Raw genomic sequence first — 15,185 nt, 5'->3', positions numbered from 1 at the left:
TCACCTTTCGTCGTCCCGACGCGCGCGCCAGGTTTGATATGTCATCCACAATCCCATGACGAACCCGGCAAGGGCCATCAGGTCGAACAATCCACGCCAGCGCATCGGCAGGTCGAGCGCATTGCCGGCAAACACCGCGATCACCCAGAACACACCCGTCCCGGCGAGCACAAGCGCCGCCTTGCGCCCCGCCGCGCCGCTCATGCCCCGTCCGTCAGCTCTCTGGCTTGGCCGATCCAGTCGTCACGCAGCACGCGGCCCTTGAAGCCCTCGAGGTGATCGTCGATCCATGCCGCCTCGCCCTCGGACCAGGCCGCGATCTGCGACAGGTGCCAGACGCCAAGCCGATTGAGCTGATCTTCGAGCTTCGGGCCGACGCCGCGCAGCCGCTTGAGATCGTCGGCATCGCCATGCGGCGCGTCGAGAAGCTCGGGCTTCCTGCGCAGATCGGCGGCCACCCCGTCCGGCATGTCCGGCGTCACGGCCTCGTCCTCGGCCGCCTCACGATCAAGCGCCTCGGCTTGCGAGACCTCTTCGCCGAGATCGCCCTCCGAGCTATTGCCATCATCGGCGTCGAGCACGGCCGTGTCATTCACTTTCCCGGCGTCGCGTGTCTCGGCCATGGCGTTCGGCGGCTCGCTTTGGGTTTCCCGGCCACCTGCCTCGGCCACAGCAGCGCCGGAAGCAGGCTCCATCGGGGTCTCGGACGCAGCTTCGGTTTCGGACGTCGTGGCCGTATCCATGTCCGCGACCTGTCCCTGCTCCGGACGGCCGTTCTTGGCGGGGGATGCGGGGGCGACCTCGTCAGATGCCTCCGCGTCGCGGCAGACCAGTGCCAGAAGCAGCAATGCCGAGGCCACCGCCAGCAGCGCCGCGATCAGCAGCGACGAGAACCAGCCGCGGTCGCCGAGCGCCAGCAGGATCCACAACACGACCCCACCGGCGATCGCGCCGCCGATGCTCATCATCCGACAATTTCCGCCGATGCCGTTCATGCCGTGTCCTCCGAATAGCCCAAGCAATGCGCCCCGCCCTTCTTATTAGGACGGATCGCCGCCGAATCAAACGGATGCGCGGACCGGGCGGGTCCGCGCATCCGTTGCGTGCCTGTCGAGGCCGCAGTCGCCATCACGTGTCGGTCGGCTTCTTCGGGGTCTTGCCGCTTTCGGCGGTGCCGCCCGGTTTCTGGGTCTTGGGAGCGTTGTAAACGCCACCCGGGGCGGCCGGATCGGCGGTGCCGACACGGTCTTCCGTGCTGTCATCCGCATCGGTATCGGGCGCTATCGGCCTGCCACCTTCGGGGGCCTCGTTGCCGACCGTCGCGTCCTGCGGTTCATCGGCCGGAAAGTCGGCCGAGACGGGCTTGGCCGCACTCGAGGCCGGGGCCTCCTGCTCGGTCACGCCGGACGCGTCGGCGCTGCGACCCTTGGCGGGGGTGGGCTCATCAGGATCGGCCTTGCCCTCGGCCACGTGATCGTCCTGACGCTGCCACGGCGTGGTCAGCGGCACCTCGGTGCCGTCGATCCGCTTGATAGTGTCACCGATCTTCACCGCCAGCGCCACGGCAGCGTTGTGCGGATCGCGGTCCTGCGCGCCGTCGGCGAGCGAGGTCAGGTTGTCGATCGGCTCGGCGGCATAGCGGCCGTTCTGCGGACCCGGGGTCGGCACACGGCCCGCCGCCATCTCGTCGATGATCTCGGACAGCCGTTCGGTGGTCAGATCCTCGTAGTAGTCCTTGCCGATCTGGGCCATCGGCGCGTTGGCGCAGGCGCCGAGGCACTCGACCTCCTCCCACGAGAACTTGCCATCCGCCGAGATCTCGTGCGGCTTCTTGGCAATCTTCTCCTGACAAACCTTCATCAGGTCCTCGGAGCCGCACAGCATGCACGACAGCGTGCCGCAGACCTGGATGTGGGCCACCGAGCCCACGGGCTGCAACTGGAACATGAAGTAGAAGGTCGCGACCTCAAGCGCCCGGATATAGGCAAGATCGAGCATTCTCGCGACCTCCTCGATCGCGGGACGCGAGAGCCAGCCTTCCTGCTCCTGGGCACGCCACAGCAGCGGGATGATCGCGCTGGCCTGACGCCCCTCGGGGTACTTCGTGATCTGCGCCTCGGCCCAAGCCTGGTTGGCCGGGGTGAAGGCGAAGCTCTCGGGCTGGTCGGGGTGAAGTCTGCGCAGCATTCGCTCGATCCGGTGTTCTGGGCGCCCCCCATTCTGCGGGCGGCGCGTGTCATGTCAGGAAGGGCGCGGGCCCTCAGATGCAGTTGTTGGTCAGCACCCGGATGGTGCCGTCATCGGTGACCTCGGCACGGCCCTGAGCAGTGAGCTGTGGCCCCAGCTCCAGAAGCTGCTGCTGGGTCAGGTTCGCGCTGAGAAGGACTTGGCCCACATTGTCCGCGGTGATCGCGCAGCCCTGCGCCTCGATCGCAGCGACCAGCCGGTCGGCCGGGGCCGCCTGCGGCGCGCGGGCGGCGACAGAGGTCGCCCCGAAGCTGCCGACCCGCCCCTGCGCGCCGACGCCGCCGATCTGTGCGCCCGCCGTGCAGGCCCCGAGCGCGCCGAGCGCCACAAGAGCCATCGTCATCCGCATCGCCGTCATCTCGATCGTTCCCGCCTTGTGTGTCACCGGGGCACGCGGCACCGGCCTGTTGTCCGTATTGCCCGCCTCAGCGGTCGACCTCACCAAACACGATGTCCATCGTGCCGATGATCGCCGCCACGTCCGCAAGCTGGTGGCCCGAGGCGACGTGGTCCATCGCCTGCAGGTGCAGATAGCCCGGCGCGCGCAGCTTGGCGCGGTAGGGTTTGTTCGACCCGTCGGCCACGAGATAGACGCCGAACTCGCCCTTGGGCGCCTCGACGGCGGCATAGACTTCGCCCGCGGGCACGTGGAAGCCCTCGGTGTAGAGCTTGAAGTGATGGATAAGCGCTTCCATCGAGGTCTTCATGTCGGATCGCGTCGGCGGCGTGACCTTGCCGCGGGCGAGGACGTCGCCCTTTTCGACGCGCAGCTTCTCGCAGGCCTGACGGATGATCTTGGTGCTCTCGCGCATCTCGGCCATGCGGACGAGATAGCGGTCGTAGCAGTCGCCGTTCTTGCCGACCGGGATCTGGAAGTCGAACTCGTCATAGCATTCGTAGGGCTGTGCGCGACGCAGATCCCAGGCAAGGCCCGAGCCGCGCACCATGACGCCGGAGAAACCCCAGTCCTGAATTTCCTGCTCGCTCACCACGCCGATATCGGCATTGCGCTGCTTGAAGATGCGATTCTCGGTCAGCAGCCCGTCGATATCCTCGAGAAAGGCCGGGAAGCTCTCGGCCCAGGCGTCGATGTCCTCGATCAGATCGGGGGGCAGGTCCTGATGCACGCCGCCGGGCCGGAAATAGGCCGCGTGCAGACGCGCGCCCGAGGCCCGCTCGTAGAACACCATGAGCTTTTCGCGCTGCTCAAAGCCCCAAAGCGGCGGGGTAAGCGCGCCGACGTCCATCGCCTGTGTGGTGACGTTCAGCAGGTGCGACAGGATGCGGCCGATTTCGGAGAAGAGCACCCGGATCAGCGAAGCGCGGCGCGGCACCGGGGTGCCGGTAAGACGCTCGATAGCGAGGCACCAGGCATGCTCCTGATTCATCGGCGCCACGTAATCGAGGCGATCGAAATAGGGCAGGTTCTGCAGGTAGGTGCGGCTTTCCATCAGCTTTTCGGTGCCACGATGCAGCAAGCCGATATGCGGATCGCAGCGCTCGACGATCTCGCCGTCGAGCTCGAGCACGAGACGCAGCACGCCGTGCGCCGCCGGATGCTGCGGTCCGAAGTTGATGTTGAAGTTGCGGATCTTCTGCTCGCCGGTCTTCGTATCCTCGAAGCCCTTGGCGTTGATGGTCGAGCCGTCCATGACTTACCCCTTCGCGCCCGCGTCGCCGGCCTTGTCGTCGCCGGGAAGCACGTATTGCGCCCCTTCCCAGGGGCTCATGAAATCGAACTGCCGGTATTCCTGCACGAGCTTCACGGGCTCGTAGACCACCCGCTTCTGCACCTCGTCGAAGCGCACCTCGGTATAGCCCGTGGTCGGGAAGTCCTTGCGCAGCGGAAAGCCGCGGAAGCCGTAATCGGTGAGAATGCGGCGCAGGTCCGGATGGCCGGTGAAGATGATGCCGAACATGTCGAACACCTCGCGCTCGAACCAGTTGGACGAGGGGTGGAGCTCGATGATCGAGGGCACCATCTCGTCCTCGCGGACCTCGGCACGGATGCGGATGCGGTGGTTCTGGTACATCGACAGGAAGTGGTAGACCACGTCGAAGCGCTTGTCGCGGCCCGGGTAGTCGACCGCGGTGATGTCGATCAAAGTCGAGAAACGGCAGGTCGGATCGGTCTTGAGAAGCTCGACGAAGCCGGGGATCGCCTCGGGCGTGACGGTGACGGTGAGTTCGCCGAAGGCGATCTCCCAGCCGGTCACGCAGTCGGGGCGCTTGGCTTCGAGATGCGCGCCCAGGTCGTTCAGTGCCTCGCTCATGGCGATTCCCCCGAAAAAGATGTCTTGGCGGTCCGGTCCGGCCCGCCGGTGCCTCAGCGGACGATCGTGCCGGTGCGGCGGATCTTGCGCTGGAGCTGCAGGATTCCGTAGAGCAGCGCCTCGGCGGTCGGCGGGCAGCCCGGGACATAGACGTCCACGGGCACGATCCGGTCGCAGCCGCGCACCACCGAGTAGCTGTAGTGGTAGTAGCCGCCGCCATTGGCGCAGGAGCCCATCGAGATCACATAGCGCGGCTCGGGCATCTGGTCGTAAACCTTGCGCAGCGCCGGCGCCATCTTGTTGGTCAGCGTGCCGGCGACGATCATCAGGTCGGACTGGCGCGGAGAGGCGCGCGGCGCGGTGCCGAACCGCTCAAGGTCGTAGCGCGGCATCGAGGAGTGCATCATCTCCACGGCGCAGCAGGCCAGACCGAAAGTCATCCAGTGCAGGCTGCCGGTGCGCGCCCAGTTGATCATATCCGCGGTCGAGGTGACGAGAAAGCCCTTGTCGCTCAGTTCGCGGTTAAGGTTCTGCGTGGCGACCTCGCGGTCGGCCCCCGCGGTGTTGGCGCCGGTCATCACTCCCATTCGAGAGCTCCCTTCTTCCATTCGTAGGCGAAACCGATGGTCAGCACGCCGAGGAACACCATCATCGACCAGAAGGCCATCATCGACACCTCGCCGAAGGCCACGGCCCACGGAAAGAGGAACGCCACTTCGAGGTCGAAGATGATGAACAGGATCGACACGAGGTAGAACCGGACGTCGAACTTCATCCGCGCATCGTCGAAGGCGTTGAAGCCGCATTCATAGGCCGAGACCTTCTCGGGATCGGGCCTGCGCACGGCAAGCACGACGGCCGCCAAGATCAGGATTGCGCCCAGCGCGATGGCAAGGCCGAGAAAGATCAGGATCGGAAGGTATTCCGCAAGAAGCAGTTCCACGTCGGGTCCTTTCACGCGGGAGCTGTCGGTCGTTGCGCGATCCATAAACCCCGGTCAGGGAAGGGTCAACCGAGCCAGAGACCCTCGGGATGCGTCGGATGCGCGCAACGGCGTCAATCTCCGACCGGATCCTCGCGCAACTCATGCTTCACCTGTTCGAGCTCACGGTCGAGGAAGAACGAGATCAGCGAGCGGATGACAACCAGAAGGCCAAGGAACACCAGATCGGCGAATGCGAGGCTGAGGGCCGTATGGATGATGTCCGACACGATGAAGAGTTCGAGCCCGGCAAGGATGTAGCGCCCCAGTTCGATCCGCTCGGTATTGGTGCCGCGCACGCGCGCCTTGGCATTGCGGCGCGTCTCGGCATGCACCACACCCGCGATGAAGCGCAGAGCCCCGACCAGAAGCAACGCGATGGCGAAAAGATCGATCAGCGCCGCGACCCATTCGAGCCCCCCGACCAGCCAGCCGAGATGCTCGTGCAGAACGCCGGCTTCCGCCCCGAATTCCCAGATCGATCCCATCATGGCCTCCTGTTGCGTCGGGGCCTTCATCTGGGCCGTTCGGGCCACAGGTCAACCGGTGGGAACCCTCGAGGCACGAGCGCGTTGGCGGCGCATGACACATCCCCTCCGCCTTGCCGCGCTCGCTCTCGCCCTCTTACCTGCCACCTTGCATGCCGAAGTCGTCGGCAAGGTCGGGGTCGACTGGGTCGGCAACGACGTCCTCGTCGAGGCGATTCCCGACCCCAAAGTCGAAGGGGTGACCTGCCACATCGCCTATTTCGAGCGGTCGGTGATCGACCGTCTGAGCCAAGGCAACTGGTTCGAGGACCCGTCCAACGCCTCGATCGATTGTCGTCAGACCGGCCCGATCGCCCTGGGCAACATCGACCGCTCGCGCGATGGCGAATCCGTGTTCCGCGAAAGCCGTTCGATCATCCTCAAATCGCTCCGGATCACCCGGATCTACGATGAGCAGAACCAAGTGCTGATCTACCTCGCCCATGGCAGCGAACTGACGCAAGGCTCGGCCAAGATGTCCCTCTCGACGATTCCACTCTACGATACCGGCGCAGCGCAATAAGGATACGTTGATCTCTGCGGGCCGCAGAGTATTTGCAGTGAAAAGTCGCACAGTTGTCAGGACTGAGTGGCACACCTTGCCCATTGGCTTGAGTGCTCGACATGGGCGGGCTGGGGGGCGGTCAGCCCAACGCCTGCACCGCCGCCACCAGTTCGTCATAATGGCCGATCAGCGCTTCGGGGTGCAGATCGGCCGTGCGATGTCCGTTGGGACCGAACCGCACGAGGATCGACGGCACGCCCGCCGCCCGCGCGGTGATCCTGTCGGTCTCGGTGTCGCCCACCAACACGCAATAGGCCGGATCGCCCCCTGCCCGGCGCACTGTCTCGCGCAGGCATTCGGGATCGGGCTTGCGCATCCTAAGTGTGTCCGCCCCGATCAGACACACGAAATGCTCCCGCACGCCGAGACGCGAAAGCAGCTTTTCGGCCAACGCCTCGGGCTTGTTGGTACAAATGGCCACCGGATGGCCAAGCCGCTTCAACTCGGCGATCGCCTTCATCGCGCCGGGGAACAGCGTCGAATGCCGGTCGATTTCTTCTTCATAATAGGCAAGTAAGCGCGGGTATTGCCGATCGACCTCCGCCTCATCAACCTCCCCCACCCGGCTCAGCCCGAGGCGCAGCATGGCGCGCGCACCATGCATGGCCGTGGCCGCGTCCTCTTGCGGGTCGAGCAGCGCCCCAAGCCCGATATCCCTGAAACAGCGGTTGGCTGCGGCGATTAGATCGCCGCTGGTCTCGGCCAAGGTACCGTCGAGGTCGAAGATCACGGCGCGCATGGGCGGTTCTCCTGTAACGAAGCGAAGCGGGAAGTGATGCCGCCAGCGGGCGGTCGGGCTTGTGCCTCTAGATGCGGCTAGTAGAAGTCAGATCAAGCAACAAGAGGGGCAGCAATGGGCACGGCATTGATCGTCCTGGCCGCAGGCCGGGGCACGCGGATGAATTCGGACCTGCCGAAGGTCCTGCACGAAATCGGCCAGTCGCCGCTTTTGCATCATGCGATGGCGGTGGGCATGGCGCTCGAACCTGAGCGTATGATCGTCGTTGCGGGGCACGGCGCCGAAGCGGTGGAACGCGCGGCGACGGCGTATGACGAGGGCATCGTCACGGTCCGGCAGGCGACGCAGGAGGGCACCGGCCACGCCGTGCAACAAGCCCGCCCGGCGCTCGACGGCTTCTCGGGCGACGCGATCGTGCTCTATGGCGACACCCCCTTCATCCGGCCCGACACGCTCGAGGCGATGCTGGCCGCACGCGCCCGCGCCGATGTCGTCGTTCTGGGCTTCGAGGCTGCCGATCCGGGCCGCTATGGCCGATTGGTGACAACGGGCGACAGCCTTGAGCGGATCGTTGAGTTCAAGGATGCCGATGAAGCCACACGCAGCGTCACCCTATGCAATTCCGGCGTGATCGCAGCCGATTGCGAGACGCTGTTCACCCTTCTGGACCGCGTGACCAACGACAACGCCTCTGCGGAATACTACCTCACGGACATCGTCGGCCTCGCCCGCGACGCCGGGCTGAGCGCGGAGGTCGTGCGCTGCGACGAGGCCGAAACGCTCGGCATCAACACCCGCGCCGAGCTGGCCGCCGCCGAGGCCGCGTTTCAAAGGCGCGTTCGCGCCGAGGCGATGGAGGACGGGGTGACCCTGCTCGCACCCGAGACCGTGACCTTCGCCCGCGATACGGTGGTGGGCCGCGACACGGTGATCGAACCCAACGTGGTGTTCGGCCCCGGCGTGACGGTGGAGAGCGGCGCAAGGATCCGCGCCTTTTCACATCTGGAGGGCTGTCACGTCTCGCGCGGGGCCATTGTCGGCCCCTTCGCCCGGCTTCGCCCCGGTGCCGAGCTGGCCGAAGACGTGCATGTCGGTAACTTCGTCGAGATCAAGAACGCGCAGATCGGCACCGGGGCCAAGGTCAACCACCTGACATATCTGGGCGATGCCGATATCGGCGCGGGCACCAATGTCGGCGCGGGCACCATCACCTGCAATTACGACGGCGTGTTCAAACATCGCACCACCGTGGGGCGTGATGTTTTCATCGGCTCGAACACCATGCTGGTGGCGCCGGTAACGCTTGGCGACAACGCCATGACCGCAACCGGCACGGTGGTGACGCATAACGTCCCGTCGGGCGACATGGCCGTGGGGCGTGGGAAACAGACCAACAAGCCGGGCTTCGCGACCCGTTTCTTCGACAAGCTGCGCGCCGCCAAGGCCGCCAAGACTAAGGACAACTGAGATGTGCGGAATCGTAGGCGTATTAGGAACACACGAGGCTGCGCCGCTTCTCGTCGAAGCGCTGGGACGGCTCGAATATCGCGGCTATGACAGCGCTGGCATCGCCACGGTAAGCGAGGGCCGTCTCGACCGCCGCCGCGCGGTGGGCAAGCTAGTGAACCTCTCGGACCGACTGGTGCATGAGCCGCTGCGCGGTCTTTCGGGCATCGGCCACACCCGCTGGGCCACCCATGGTGCGCCGACCGAGGCCAATGCCCATCCCCATGCCGGCGCGCGCGTCGCCGTGGTTCACAATGGCATCATCGAGAACTTCCGCGAGCTGCGCACGGAGTTGGCCGCCGAAGGCATCGGCACCCGCACCGACACCGACACCGAGACCGTGGCGCTGATCTGCCAACTGCATCTCGATCGCGGCATGCCGCCGCGCGAGGCGGCCGCCGCCACGATCGCGCGGCTGGAAGGCGCCTATGCGCTGTGCTTCCTGTTCGAGGAAGAGCCCGACCTGCTCATCGCCGCGCGCAAGGGCAGCCCGCTGGCCATCGGCCATGGCGAGGGCGAGATGTTCGTCGGCTCGGACGCGATCGCGCTTGGCAACCTGACCGACCGGATCACCTATCTTGACGAGGGTGACCGCGCCGAGGTGACCCGCGCCGGCGTTATGATCTTCGACGCCGAGGGCCGCGAGGTGTCGCGCGCCGAAAAGCGCATCGCGCAGGCGGCCGCGCAGGTCGATAAGGCCGGACACAAGCACTTCATGGCCAAGGAGATCGCCGAGCAGCCGCGCGTGCTGGCCGAGGCGCTGAAGCACTACCTGACGCCAGAGGACGCGATCACCCTGCCGGAGCCTGGCATCGATTTCACTGCCATCGACCGGCTGACGCTAGTGGCCTGCGGCACGGCCTTCTACGCCTGCAATGTCGCGAAATACTGGTTCGAACAGGTCGCGCGCCTGCCCGTCGAGATCGACGTTGCCTCGGAGTATCGCTACCGCGAGCCCCCGGTCCCGGCGCGCACGGCGGCGCTTTTCGTCAGCCAGTCGGGCGAAACCGCCGACACGTTGGCGGCGCTGCGCTATGCCAAGGGCAAGGCCTCCAGCATCCTGTCGGTGGTGAACGTTACCGAAAGCTCGATCGCGCGTGACAGCGATCTCGCGCTGCCGATCCTCGCCGGCGCCGAGATCGGCGTGGCTTCGACCAAGGCCTTTACCTGCCAGCTGCTGGTGCTCGGCGCGCTGGCGCTCGAGGCGGCACGGCAGCGCGGCACACTCGATGACGCGACCTTGGCCGCCCATGTGCAGGGCCTGCGCGAGTTGCCCGGCCTGATCCATCAGGGCCTCACCATCGAGGCCGAATGCCAGCGCGTCGCGCGCGGTCTCGCGGAGGCACGCGACATCCTGTTTCTGGGCCGGGGGCGGATGTATCCCCTTGCCCTTGAAGGCGCGCTGAAGCTCAAGGAAATCAGCTACATCCACGCCGAAGCTTATGCCTCAGGCGAGCTCAAGCATGGCCCCATCGCACTGGTGGACGAGCATGTGCCAGTGATCGTCATGGCGCCGCATGACGAGCTGTTCGACAAGACCGTGTCGAACATGCAGGAAGTGATGGCACGTGGTGGAAAGGTTCTGCTGATCACCGACAGCAAGGGCGCGCGGATCGCTGGAGAAGGGGCATGGGAAGTGATCACCCTGCCCGAGATCGACCCGCTCTGGGCGCCGATCCTCTACGCAGTCCCCGCGCAACTGCTCGCCTATCATACGGCGGTGGCCAAGGGCACCGATGTCGACCAGCCCCGTAACCTCGCCAAATCCGTCACCGTCGAGTGACATGAAAAAGGGGGCGCAAGGCCCCCTTTTTCTGCAAGTTGCGAGACTCCGACGCCGCCCTCTCAGCCGCGATAGACCGTCAGCTCCGGCAGATCGGTCAACGGCACTTCGAGAAGGCGCATCGCGGGCAGGCTGATCTCGCTGCCGGACCCGGATGCCCCGCCCGAGGGCCGCAGTTCCAGCTTCACCGATTTGCCGTTCGCGGCCTCGACCCGGCCTTGGGCCACGCTGCTCACCAGCGGCGTCTCGATCCACAACCCCGGATCGGCGGGAGACCCCAGCGATGCGACGGTCGTGCCGAGCCTTTGCTCGCCCACGGGTTCGGGTGCCGCGGTGGCGGCGTCGCGCTGTTCGGGCGTGGTGGTGTCGAGCGCCTCGGCGCTGGCCGCACCCGAGGGCGGCGGCGGTGCGGGCTGCGCCACCGGCTGCGGGGCGGGCGTCGGTGCGGCGGCAGCCGGTGCTTCGACCGGAGCACTGGCGGGTTGCAGCTCGGCGCAGCCGGCCAGAAGGCCGAGCGCGGTAAGGGCGGAGGGGAGCATGAGGCGTTTCATGCTCGCAAGGATAGCGGCACCTTCCGTCCGGACAAGGGCGCGCACAAGCGCGATCACCTGCAGTTTGCTTGCCAACGCCCCCCCTCGCACCTACCTTGCGGCCATGACAATCGCACCCGTTCCGCCCCCCGCAGCCCCTCTGATCGACCCCTTTGCACGGGCGATCCGCTACCTGCGGGTCTCGGTCACGGATCGCTGCGACTTTCGCTGCGTCTACTGCATGTCGGAAAAGATGCAGTTCCTCCCCAAGAAGGAGCTGCTGACGCTCGAGGAGTTGGACCGGCTCTGCTCGGCCTTCATCCGACTTGGCGTCGAAAAACTGCGCATCACCGGGGGCGAGCCCTTGGTGCGGCGCAACATCATGGAATTTTTCAGGGCCATGACGCGGCATCTCGAGAGCGGCGCGCTCAAGGAGCTGACGCTGACCACCAATGGCAGCCAACTCGGCAAGTATGCCGAGGAGCTTTTCGCGGCAGGAGTGCGTCGGATCAACGTTTCGCTCGACACGCTTGACGAGGACAAGTTCGCCCGCGTCACCCGCTGGGGCCGCCTGCCGCAGGTGCTTGATGGCATCGACGCGGCGCTGGCCGCCGGGCTCAAGGTCAAGATCAACACGGTGGCGCTCAAGGGCTTCAACGAGGACGAGCTGTTTACCCTGACCGAGTTCTGCGCCGCGCGCGGCATGGACCTGACGTTCATCGAGGTCATGCCGATGGGCGACATCGGCAACGAGGACCGAATCGGCCAGTACTGGAACCTGCGCGAGTTGCGCGACGTGCTGGGCGAGCGCTATTCACTGCACGATCTGCCAGACCGCACCGGTGGCCCCGCGCGCTATGTCATGCTTGGCGAGACACGCCAGCGCGTGGGCTTCATCACCCCGATGAGCCATAATTTCTGCGAAAGCTGCAACCGGGTGCGTGTCACCTGCACCGGCGAGATCTACACCTGTCTCGGGCAGGAGGGTCATTCGGACCTGCGTGGGCCACTGCGCGCCAGCGAAGGCGACGCGGGGCTGGAGCGCGCAATCCGCGCCGCGATCGCGCTCAAGCCCAAGGGGCATGATTTCGATTATGACCGGCAGGAGGTCTCGGGCCGGGTCAGCCGTCACATGAGCCACACCGGGGGATGAGCGACGCCCCTTGGGCGCTCCGGCTCTGGCTCGGCGGATCTCGGGCGCTGCCCCGCATCGCCGAAATCACCCTCGCACGCCGTGTGCATCGCGCTCAGAACTCTGCCCCCGCCCGTCTTGGCGAACGCCTGGGCCGCGCCACGATCGAGCGGCCCGAAGGCATTCTTGTCTGGATCAACGCGGCGTCGGTCGGCGAAGTAGCCTCGATCGCGGATCTGGCGCGTGACCTGATGACCGAAGGGCATCGCGTTCTTGTCACCACCACCACGACCACGGGCGGATCGCGGGCGCGACAGATCGAGGAGGCGCTCCATCAATACCAGCCGCTCGATACGGCCCGCGCGGTGCGGCGCTTCCTCGATCACTGGCGTCCCGATCTGGCCTGTTTCGTCGAGGGTGATCTCTGGCCCCGCCTTCTGGCCGAAGCCTCAAGGCGCCATGTCCCGCTCGCATTGCTCAACGCCCGCCCCTCGCGCTCGCGCAGCCGTGCCCCCAGGCTCAGCGCGGCGCTGTTGTCGTGCTTTGACCTCGTGACGGCGCAGACCGACGCGGTGCGGTCCGAGATCACGAGCCTCGGCGTGCTCGCCGACCGCGTGCTCGTCCCCGGCGATCTGAAATCCGCCGCAGCCCCCCTCCCCGCCGACCCGCAGCGCCTTGCGGATCTGCGCTCCGAGTTCGAGGGCGCGCCGCTCTGGGCCGCCGTATCGACCCATGCCGAGGACGAGGCCGCGGTAATCGCGGCGCACCTGGCGGCGAGGGTGCGGCATCCCGGGCTGCGGCTGATCCTCGCGCCGCGCCACCCCGATCGGGCCGAGGCGGTAGCGAAGTCCTTGGCAGAGGCGGGGCTGACATTTGCCCGAGGCGGCATGCCCGGTCGGGCCGAGGTCTGGCTCGTCGACCGACTTGGCGAAACCGGGCTGGTCTATCGTCTGGTGCCGCTGGTGTTCTTGGGGGGCTCCCTTGGTCCGCAGGGCGGTCACAACCCTTGGGAGGCAGCCGTGCTGGGCGTGGCACTGTTGCACGGCCCGCGCGTGTCCAACGCCGCGCAGGCCCACGCCACGCTCGACGCGGCAGGGGCCGCGCGCGCGGTGCCGGAGGCATCGTCGCTCGGCGCGGCGGTGGGCGACCTGATCGACTCGGAAGAACTTGCGCTGATGGGTGCGGCGGCGGCGCAGGTCATGGCGGATCGCGGACAGGCCCGACCCCGCACGCTGGCCGCGTTGCGCGGGCTGATCGGAGCGAGGCTTGCGCCTGAACGCGCGATACCCGAGACAGCGCCATGACCCTGCGCGCCGTGATCCTCAACGACACCTCTTCGCGTTACCATCATGGCTGTTCGCGGGTGATGCGGCTGCTGGTGGCGGGATTGGAACGTCACGGGCTCACCATCACCGCCCGCAGCCCGGCGCGGCACGACTGGGCCGGGGATGACGGGCTCCTGAGCGCTATGCGCGCCGCGGACGTCATTGTCGTCAATGGCGAAGGCACGCTGCATCATGGCCGCCCGGCGGGGGCGCGGCTCCTTGCCGTGGCGCAGCATGCGGCGCGCGCAGACACACCGCTCGCGCTCGTCAACGCGCTCTGGCAGGACAACCCGGAGGAATGGTCGAAGCCTCTGGCCAAGTTCGACCTGATCGCCGCACGAGACAACGTCAGCGCCGAGGACATGGCTCATACCACGAGGGCTGAGGTACGCTGGCTACCCGACCTGTCGCTCTCCGCCCCTGCCGAGATCACGCCCGGTCCGCGCCGGGGCGTCATCATCGGCGACAGCGTGAAGCCCGGCCCGCGCCGGGTGCTGGGCCGCGCCGCGCGACGGTATCGCGACGCAAGGCTGGTGCCGACCAAGACGCTGGGCGGCCGGCTCTGGCGGTTCGCCCCGACCCGTGCCGCGCTGGCGGCGGCTTGGTTCGGCGGGCTTGGACTGCCGCCACTGGACATGCCCGGCGACGAGGCCGCCTATCTCGACCGGATCGCCCGCGCCGACCTGCATATCACGGGGCGGTTCCATGCGGTGTGCCTGTCGATGCTGACCGAGACGCCGTTTCTGGCGCTGGGCTCCAACGCGTCGAAGATCGAACGGCTGCTGGCGGATGCCGGGCTTGGACAGGCGCGGCTGCTCGGGGCCGAGGCACTGGCCCACCCTCCCGAAGCGGCCCCGTTCAGCACCGGGGAACTGGATGCGATCCGAAGCTTCCGAGAGCGGGCTCAGCGCCAAGCCGAGGCGCTGTTCGCAGATATCGCGGCACTTGCCCGGAGGGAGCCATGAACAGGATCGCCTTCGAGATCGCCAAGCGGCGCGGCGACGAAGCTCGATTGTCGCAGCTTGGTCTGCCCGAGCCGGACCTCTTGTCCCGGCTCGCGGGTCGCCACGTGGCTCTGGTCGGCAATGCGCGCTCGCTGACAGACAAGGCGCAGGGCACAGAGATCGACGCCGCCGAGATCGTCATAAGGCTCAACACCGCACCAATGCCGAGCCCGGTCTCGCACGGACGCCGCACCGATTGGCTTGCCATGTCGATCGCGGTGCCCGCCCCCGTGATTTCGGCTCTGGCGCCCGAACTGCTCCTGTGGATGACGCCCAAGCGAAAGCGCCTGCCATGGCGGGTGGCCTGCATCCCGGGCTTCGCGCTGCTACCTGCGGCCCATGCGGCGATCCTGCATCATGATCTGGGGGCACGACCCACCACAGGCATGCTCGCTATCGATCTGCTCACGCGCTCGGATCTCGCTTCGGCGAGGCTCTACGGGTTCGATTTCTTTGCGTCGAAATCGCTGTCGGGTGGTCGCGCCGCCACTGATGTGCCGCATGACTTTGCAGCAGAGCACGACCGGGTCGCAGGACTTATGGCCACCGACCCGCGCTTTTCACTGACCTGA

Annotated in this window: 18 protein-coding genes; 7 read left to right on the top strand and 11 right to left on the bottom strand. The window is 66.7% G+C overall.

Annotated features, from left to right (window positions below):
* The 9 genes from ACJASC_RS06630 to ACJASC_RS06590 form a co-directional block, all read right to left on the bottom strand.
* On the bottom strand, window positions 1-204 hold the full coding sequence (locus ACJASC_RS06630) for a DUF5337 domain-containing protein (RefSeq protein WP_021693263.1): 204 nt from the start codon (window positions 202-204) through the stop codon (window positions 1-3).
* Window positions 201-965 (bottom strand): hypothetical protein, encoded by a 765-nt coding sequence (locus ACJASC_RS06625; RefSeq protein WP_415144591.1) that lies wholly within the window; start codon window positions 963-965, stop codon window positions 201-203. Before ACJASC_RS06625 ends, ACJASC_RS06630 begins: the two co-directional genes overlap by 4 nt.
* A gap of 163 nt (window positions 966-1,128) precedes the next feature.
* Entirely contained in the window at window positions 1,129-2,187 is a 1,059-nt protein-coding gene (nuoE, locus tag ACJASC_RS06620; RefSeq protein WP_021693261.1) for an NADH-quinone oxidoreductase subunit NuoE, read from the bottom strand.
* A 73-nt stretch (window positions 2,188-2,260) separates the two neighbouring features.
* The gene (locus tag ACJASC_RS06615; protein WP_415144589.1) at window positions 2,261-2,590 is read right to left on the bottom strand and encodes a hypothetical protein; all 330 of its coding nucleotides are present in this window, start codon (window positions 2,588-2,590) and stop codon (window positions 2,261-2,263) included.
* 82 nt (window positions 2,591-2,672) lie between these two features.
* Window positions 2,673-3,899, bottom strand: a complete 1,227-nt coding sequence (locus ACJASC_RS06610) for an NADH-quinone oxidoreductase subunit D (RefSeq protein WP_415144587.1) — start codon at window positions 3,897-3,899, stop codon at window positions 2,673-2,675.
* Window positions 3,900-3,902: 3 nt separating this feature from the next.
* Window positions 3,903-4,520, bottom strand: coding sequence for an NADH-quinone oxidoreductase subunit C (locus ACJASC_RS06605; RefSeq protein ID WP_415144585.1), 618 nt, complete (start codon window positions 4,518-4,520; stop codon window positions 3,903-3,905).
* A 53-nt stretch (window positions 4,521-4,573) separates the two neighbouring features.
* On the bottom strand, window positions 4,574-5,098 hold the full coding sequence (locus ACJASC_RS06600) for a NuoB/complex I 20 kDa subunit family protein (RefSeq protein ID WP_045319773.1): 525 nt from the start codon (window positions 5,096-5,098) through the stop codon (window positions 4,574-4,576).
* Window positions 5,098-5,463: an NADH-quinone oxidoreductase subunit A gene (locus ACJASC_RS06595; protein WP_017927374.1), complete on the bottom strand. Its 366-nt coding sequence runs from the start codon at window positions 5,461-5,463 to the stop codon at window positions 5,098-5,100. The genes ACJASC_RS06600 and ACJASC_RS06595 overlap by 1 nt, the downstream gene beginning before the upstream one ends.
* Window positions 5,464-5,576: 113 nt before the next feature.
* Window positions 5,577-5,990 (bottom strand): DUF1622 domain-containing protein, encoded by a 414-nt coding sequence (locus ACJASC_RS06590; protein WP_045319778.1) that lies wholly within the window; start codon window positions 5,988-5,990, stop codon window positions 5,577-5,579.
* Window positions 5,991-6,084: 94 nt separating this feature from the next.
* Between ACJASC_RS06590 and ACJASC_RS06585 the strand changes: the two genes are divergently transcribed.
* Window positions 6,085-6,552, top strand: a complete 468-nt coding sequence (locus tag ACJASC_RS06585) for a CreA family protein (protein ID WP_415144582.1) — start codon at window positions 6,085-6,087, stop codon at window positions 6,550-6,552.
* A 121-nt stretch (window positions 6,553-6,673) separates the two neighbouring features.
* Here the strand turns inward: ACJASC_RS06585 and ACJASC_RS06580 are convergent, their stop codons facing one another.
* Complete coding sequence (locus tag ACJASC_RS06580; protein ID WP_415144580.1) at window positions 6,674-7,333, bottom strand: HAD-IA family hydrolase; 660 nt, start codon at window positions 7,331-7,333, stop codon at window positions 6,674-6,676.
* A gap of 114 nt (window positions 7,334-7,447) precedes the next feature.
* Here ACJASC_RS06580 and glmU point away from each other — a divergent pair, with 114 nt between their 5' ends.
* A complete protein-coding gene (gene glmU, locus ACJASC_RS06575; RefSeq protein ID WP_415144578.1) occupies window positions 7,448-8,800 on the top strand; it encodes a bifunctional UDP-N-acetylglucosamine diphosphorylase/glucosamine-1-phosphate N-acetyltransferase GlmU in 1,353 nt (450 codons plus the stop codon).
* Between the two features lies 1 nt (window position 8,801).
* Window positions 8,802-10,622 carry a glutamine--fructose-6-phosphate transaminase (isomerizing) gene (gene glmS / locus ACJASC_RS06570; protein ID WP_415144576.1) on the top strand — a complete coding sequence of 607 codons (1,821 nt, stop codon included), beginning with the start codon at window positions 8,802-8,804 and terminating at the stop codon, window positions 10,620-10,622.
* Window positions 10,623-10,684: 62 nt separating this feature from the next.
* Here glmS and ACJASC_RS06565 read toward each other — a convergent pair whose 3' ends face one another.
* Window positions 10,685-11,161 carry a D-galactarate dehydratase gene (locus ACJASC_RS06565; protein ID WP_415144574.1) on the bottom strand — a complete coding sequence of 159 codons (477 nt, stop codon included), beginning with the start codon at window positions 11,159-11,161 and terminating at the stop codon, window positions 10,685-10,687.
* A 115-nt stretch (window positions 11,162-11,276) separates the two neighbouring features.
* Between ACJASC_RS06565 and moaA the strand changes: the two genes are divergently transcribed.
* The 4 genes from moaA to ACJASC_RS06545 are packed head-to-tail and all read left to right on the top strand — an operon-like array spanning window position 11,277 to window position 15,185.
* Window positions 11,277-12,305 carry a GTP 3',8-cyclase MoaA gene (moaA, locus tag ACJASC_RS06560; protein ID WP_415144572.1) on the top strand — a complete coding sequence of 343 codons (1,029 nt, stop codon included), beginning with the start codon at window positions 11,277-11,279 and terminating at the stop codon, window positions 12,303-12,305.
* Window positions 12,302-13,588 carry a 3-deoxy-D-manno-octulosonic acid transferase gene (locus tag ACJASC_RS06555; protein WP_415144570.1) on the top strand — a complete coding sequence of 429 codons (1,287 nt, stop codon included), beginning with the start codon at window positions 12,302-12,304 and terminating at the stop codon, window positions 13,586-13,588. The genes moaA and ACJASC_RS06555 overlap by 4 nt, the downstream gene beginning before the upstream one ends.
* Complete coding sequence (locus ACJASC_RS06550; protein ID WP_415144568.1) at window positions 13,585-14,574, top strand: polysaccharide pyruvyl transferase family protein; 990 nt, start codon at window positions 13,585-13,587, stop codon at window positions 14,572-14,574. The genes ACJASC_RS06555 and ACJASC_RS06550 overlap by 4 nt, the downstream gene beginning before the upstream one ends.
* A complete protein-coding gene (locus ACJASC_RS06545) occupies window positions 14,571-15,185 on the top strand; it encodes a glycosyltransferase family 29 protein (RefSeq protein ID WP_415144566.1) in 615 nt (204 codons plus the stop codon). Before ACJASC_RS06550 ends, ACJASC_RS06545 begins: the two co-directional genes overlap by 4 nt.

Origin of the sequence: Limimaricola cinnabarinus (assembly GCF_047631075.1) — a bacterium.
In the GTDB taxonomy this organism is placed as follows: domain Bacteria; phylum Pseudomonadota; class Alphaproteobacteria; order Rhodobacterales; family Rhodobacteraceae; genus Limimaricola; species Limimaricola cinnabarinus.
The sequence above is the reverse complement of the archived record's forward strand: the minus strand, read 5'-3'. Positions and strand labels throughout refer to the sequence as shown.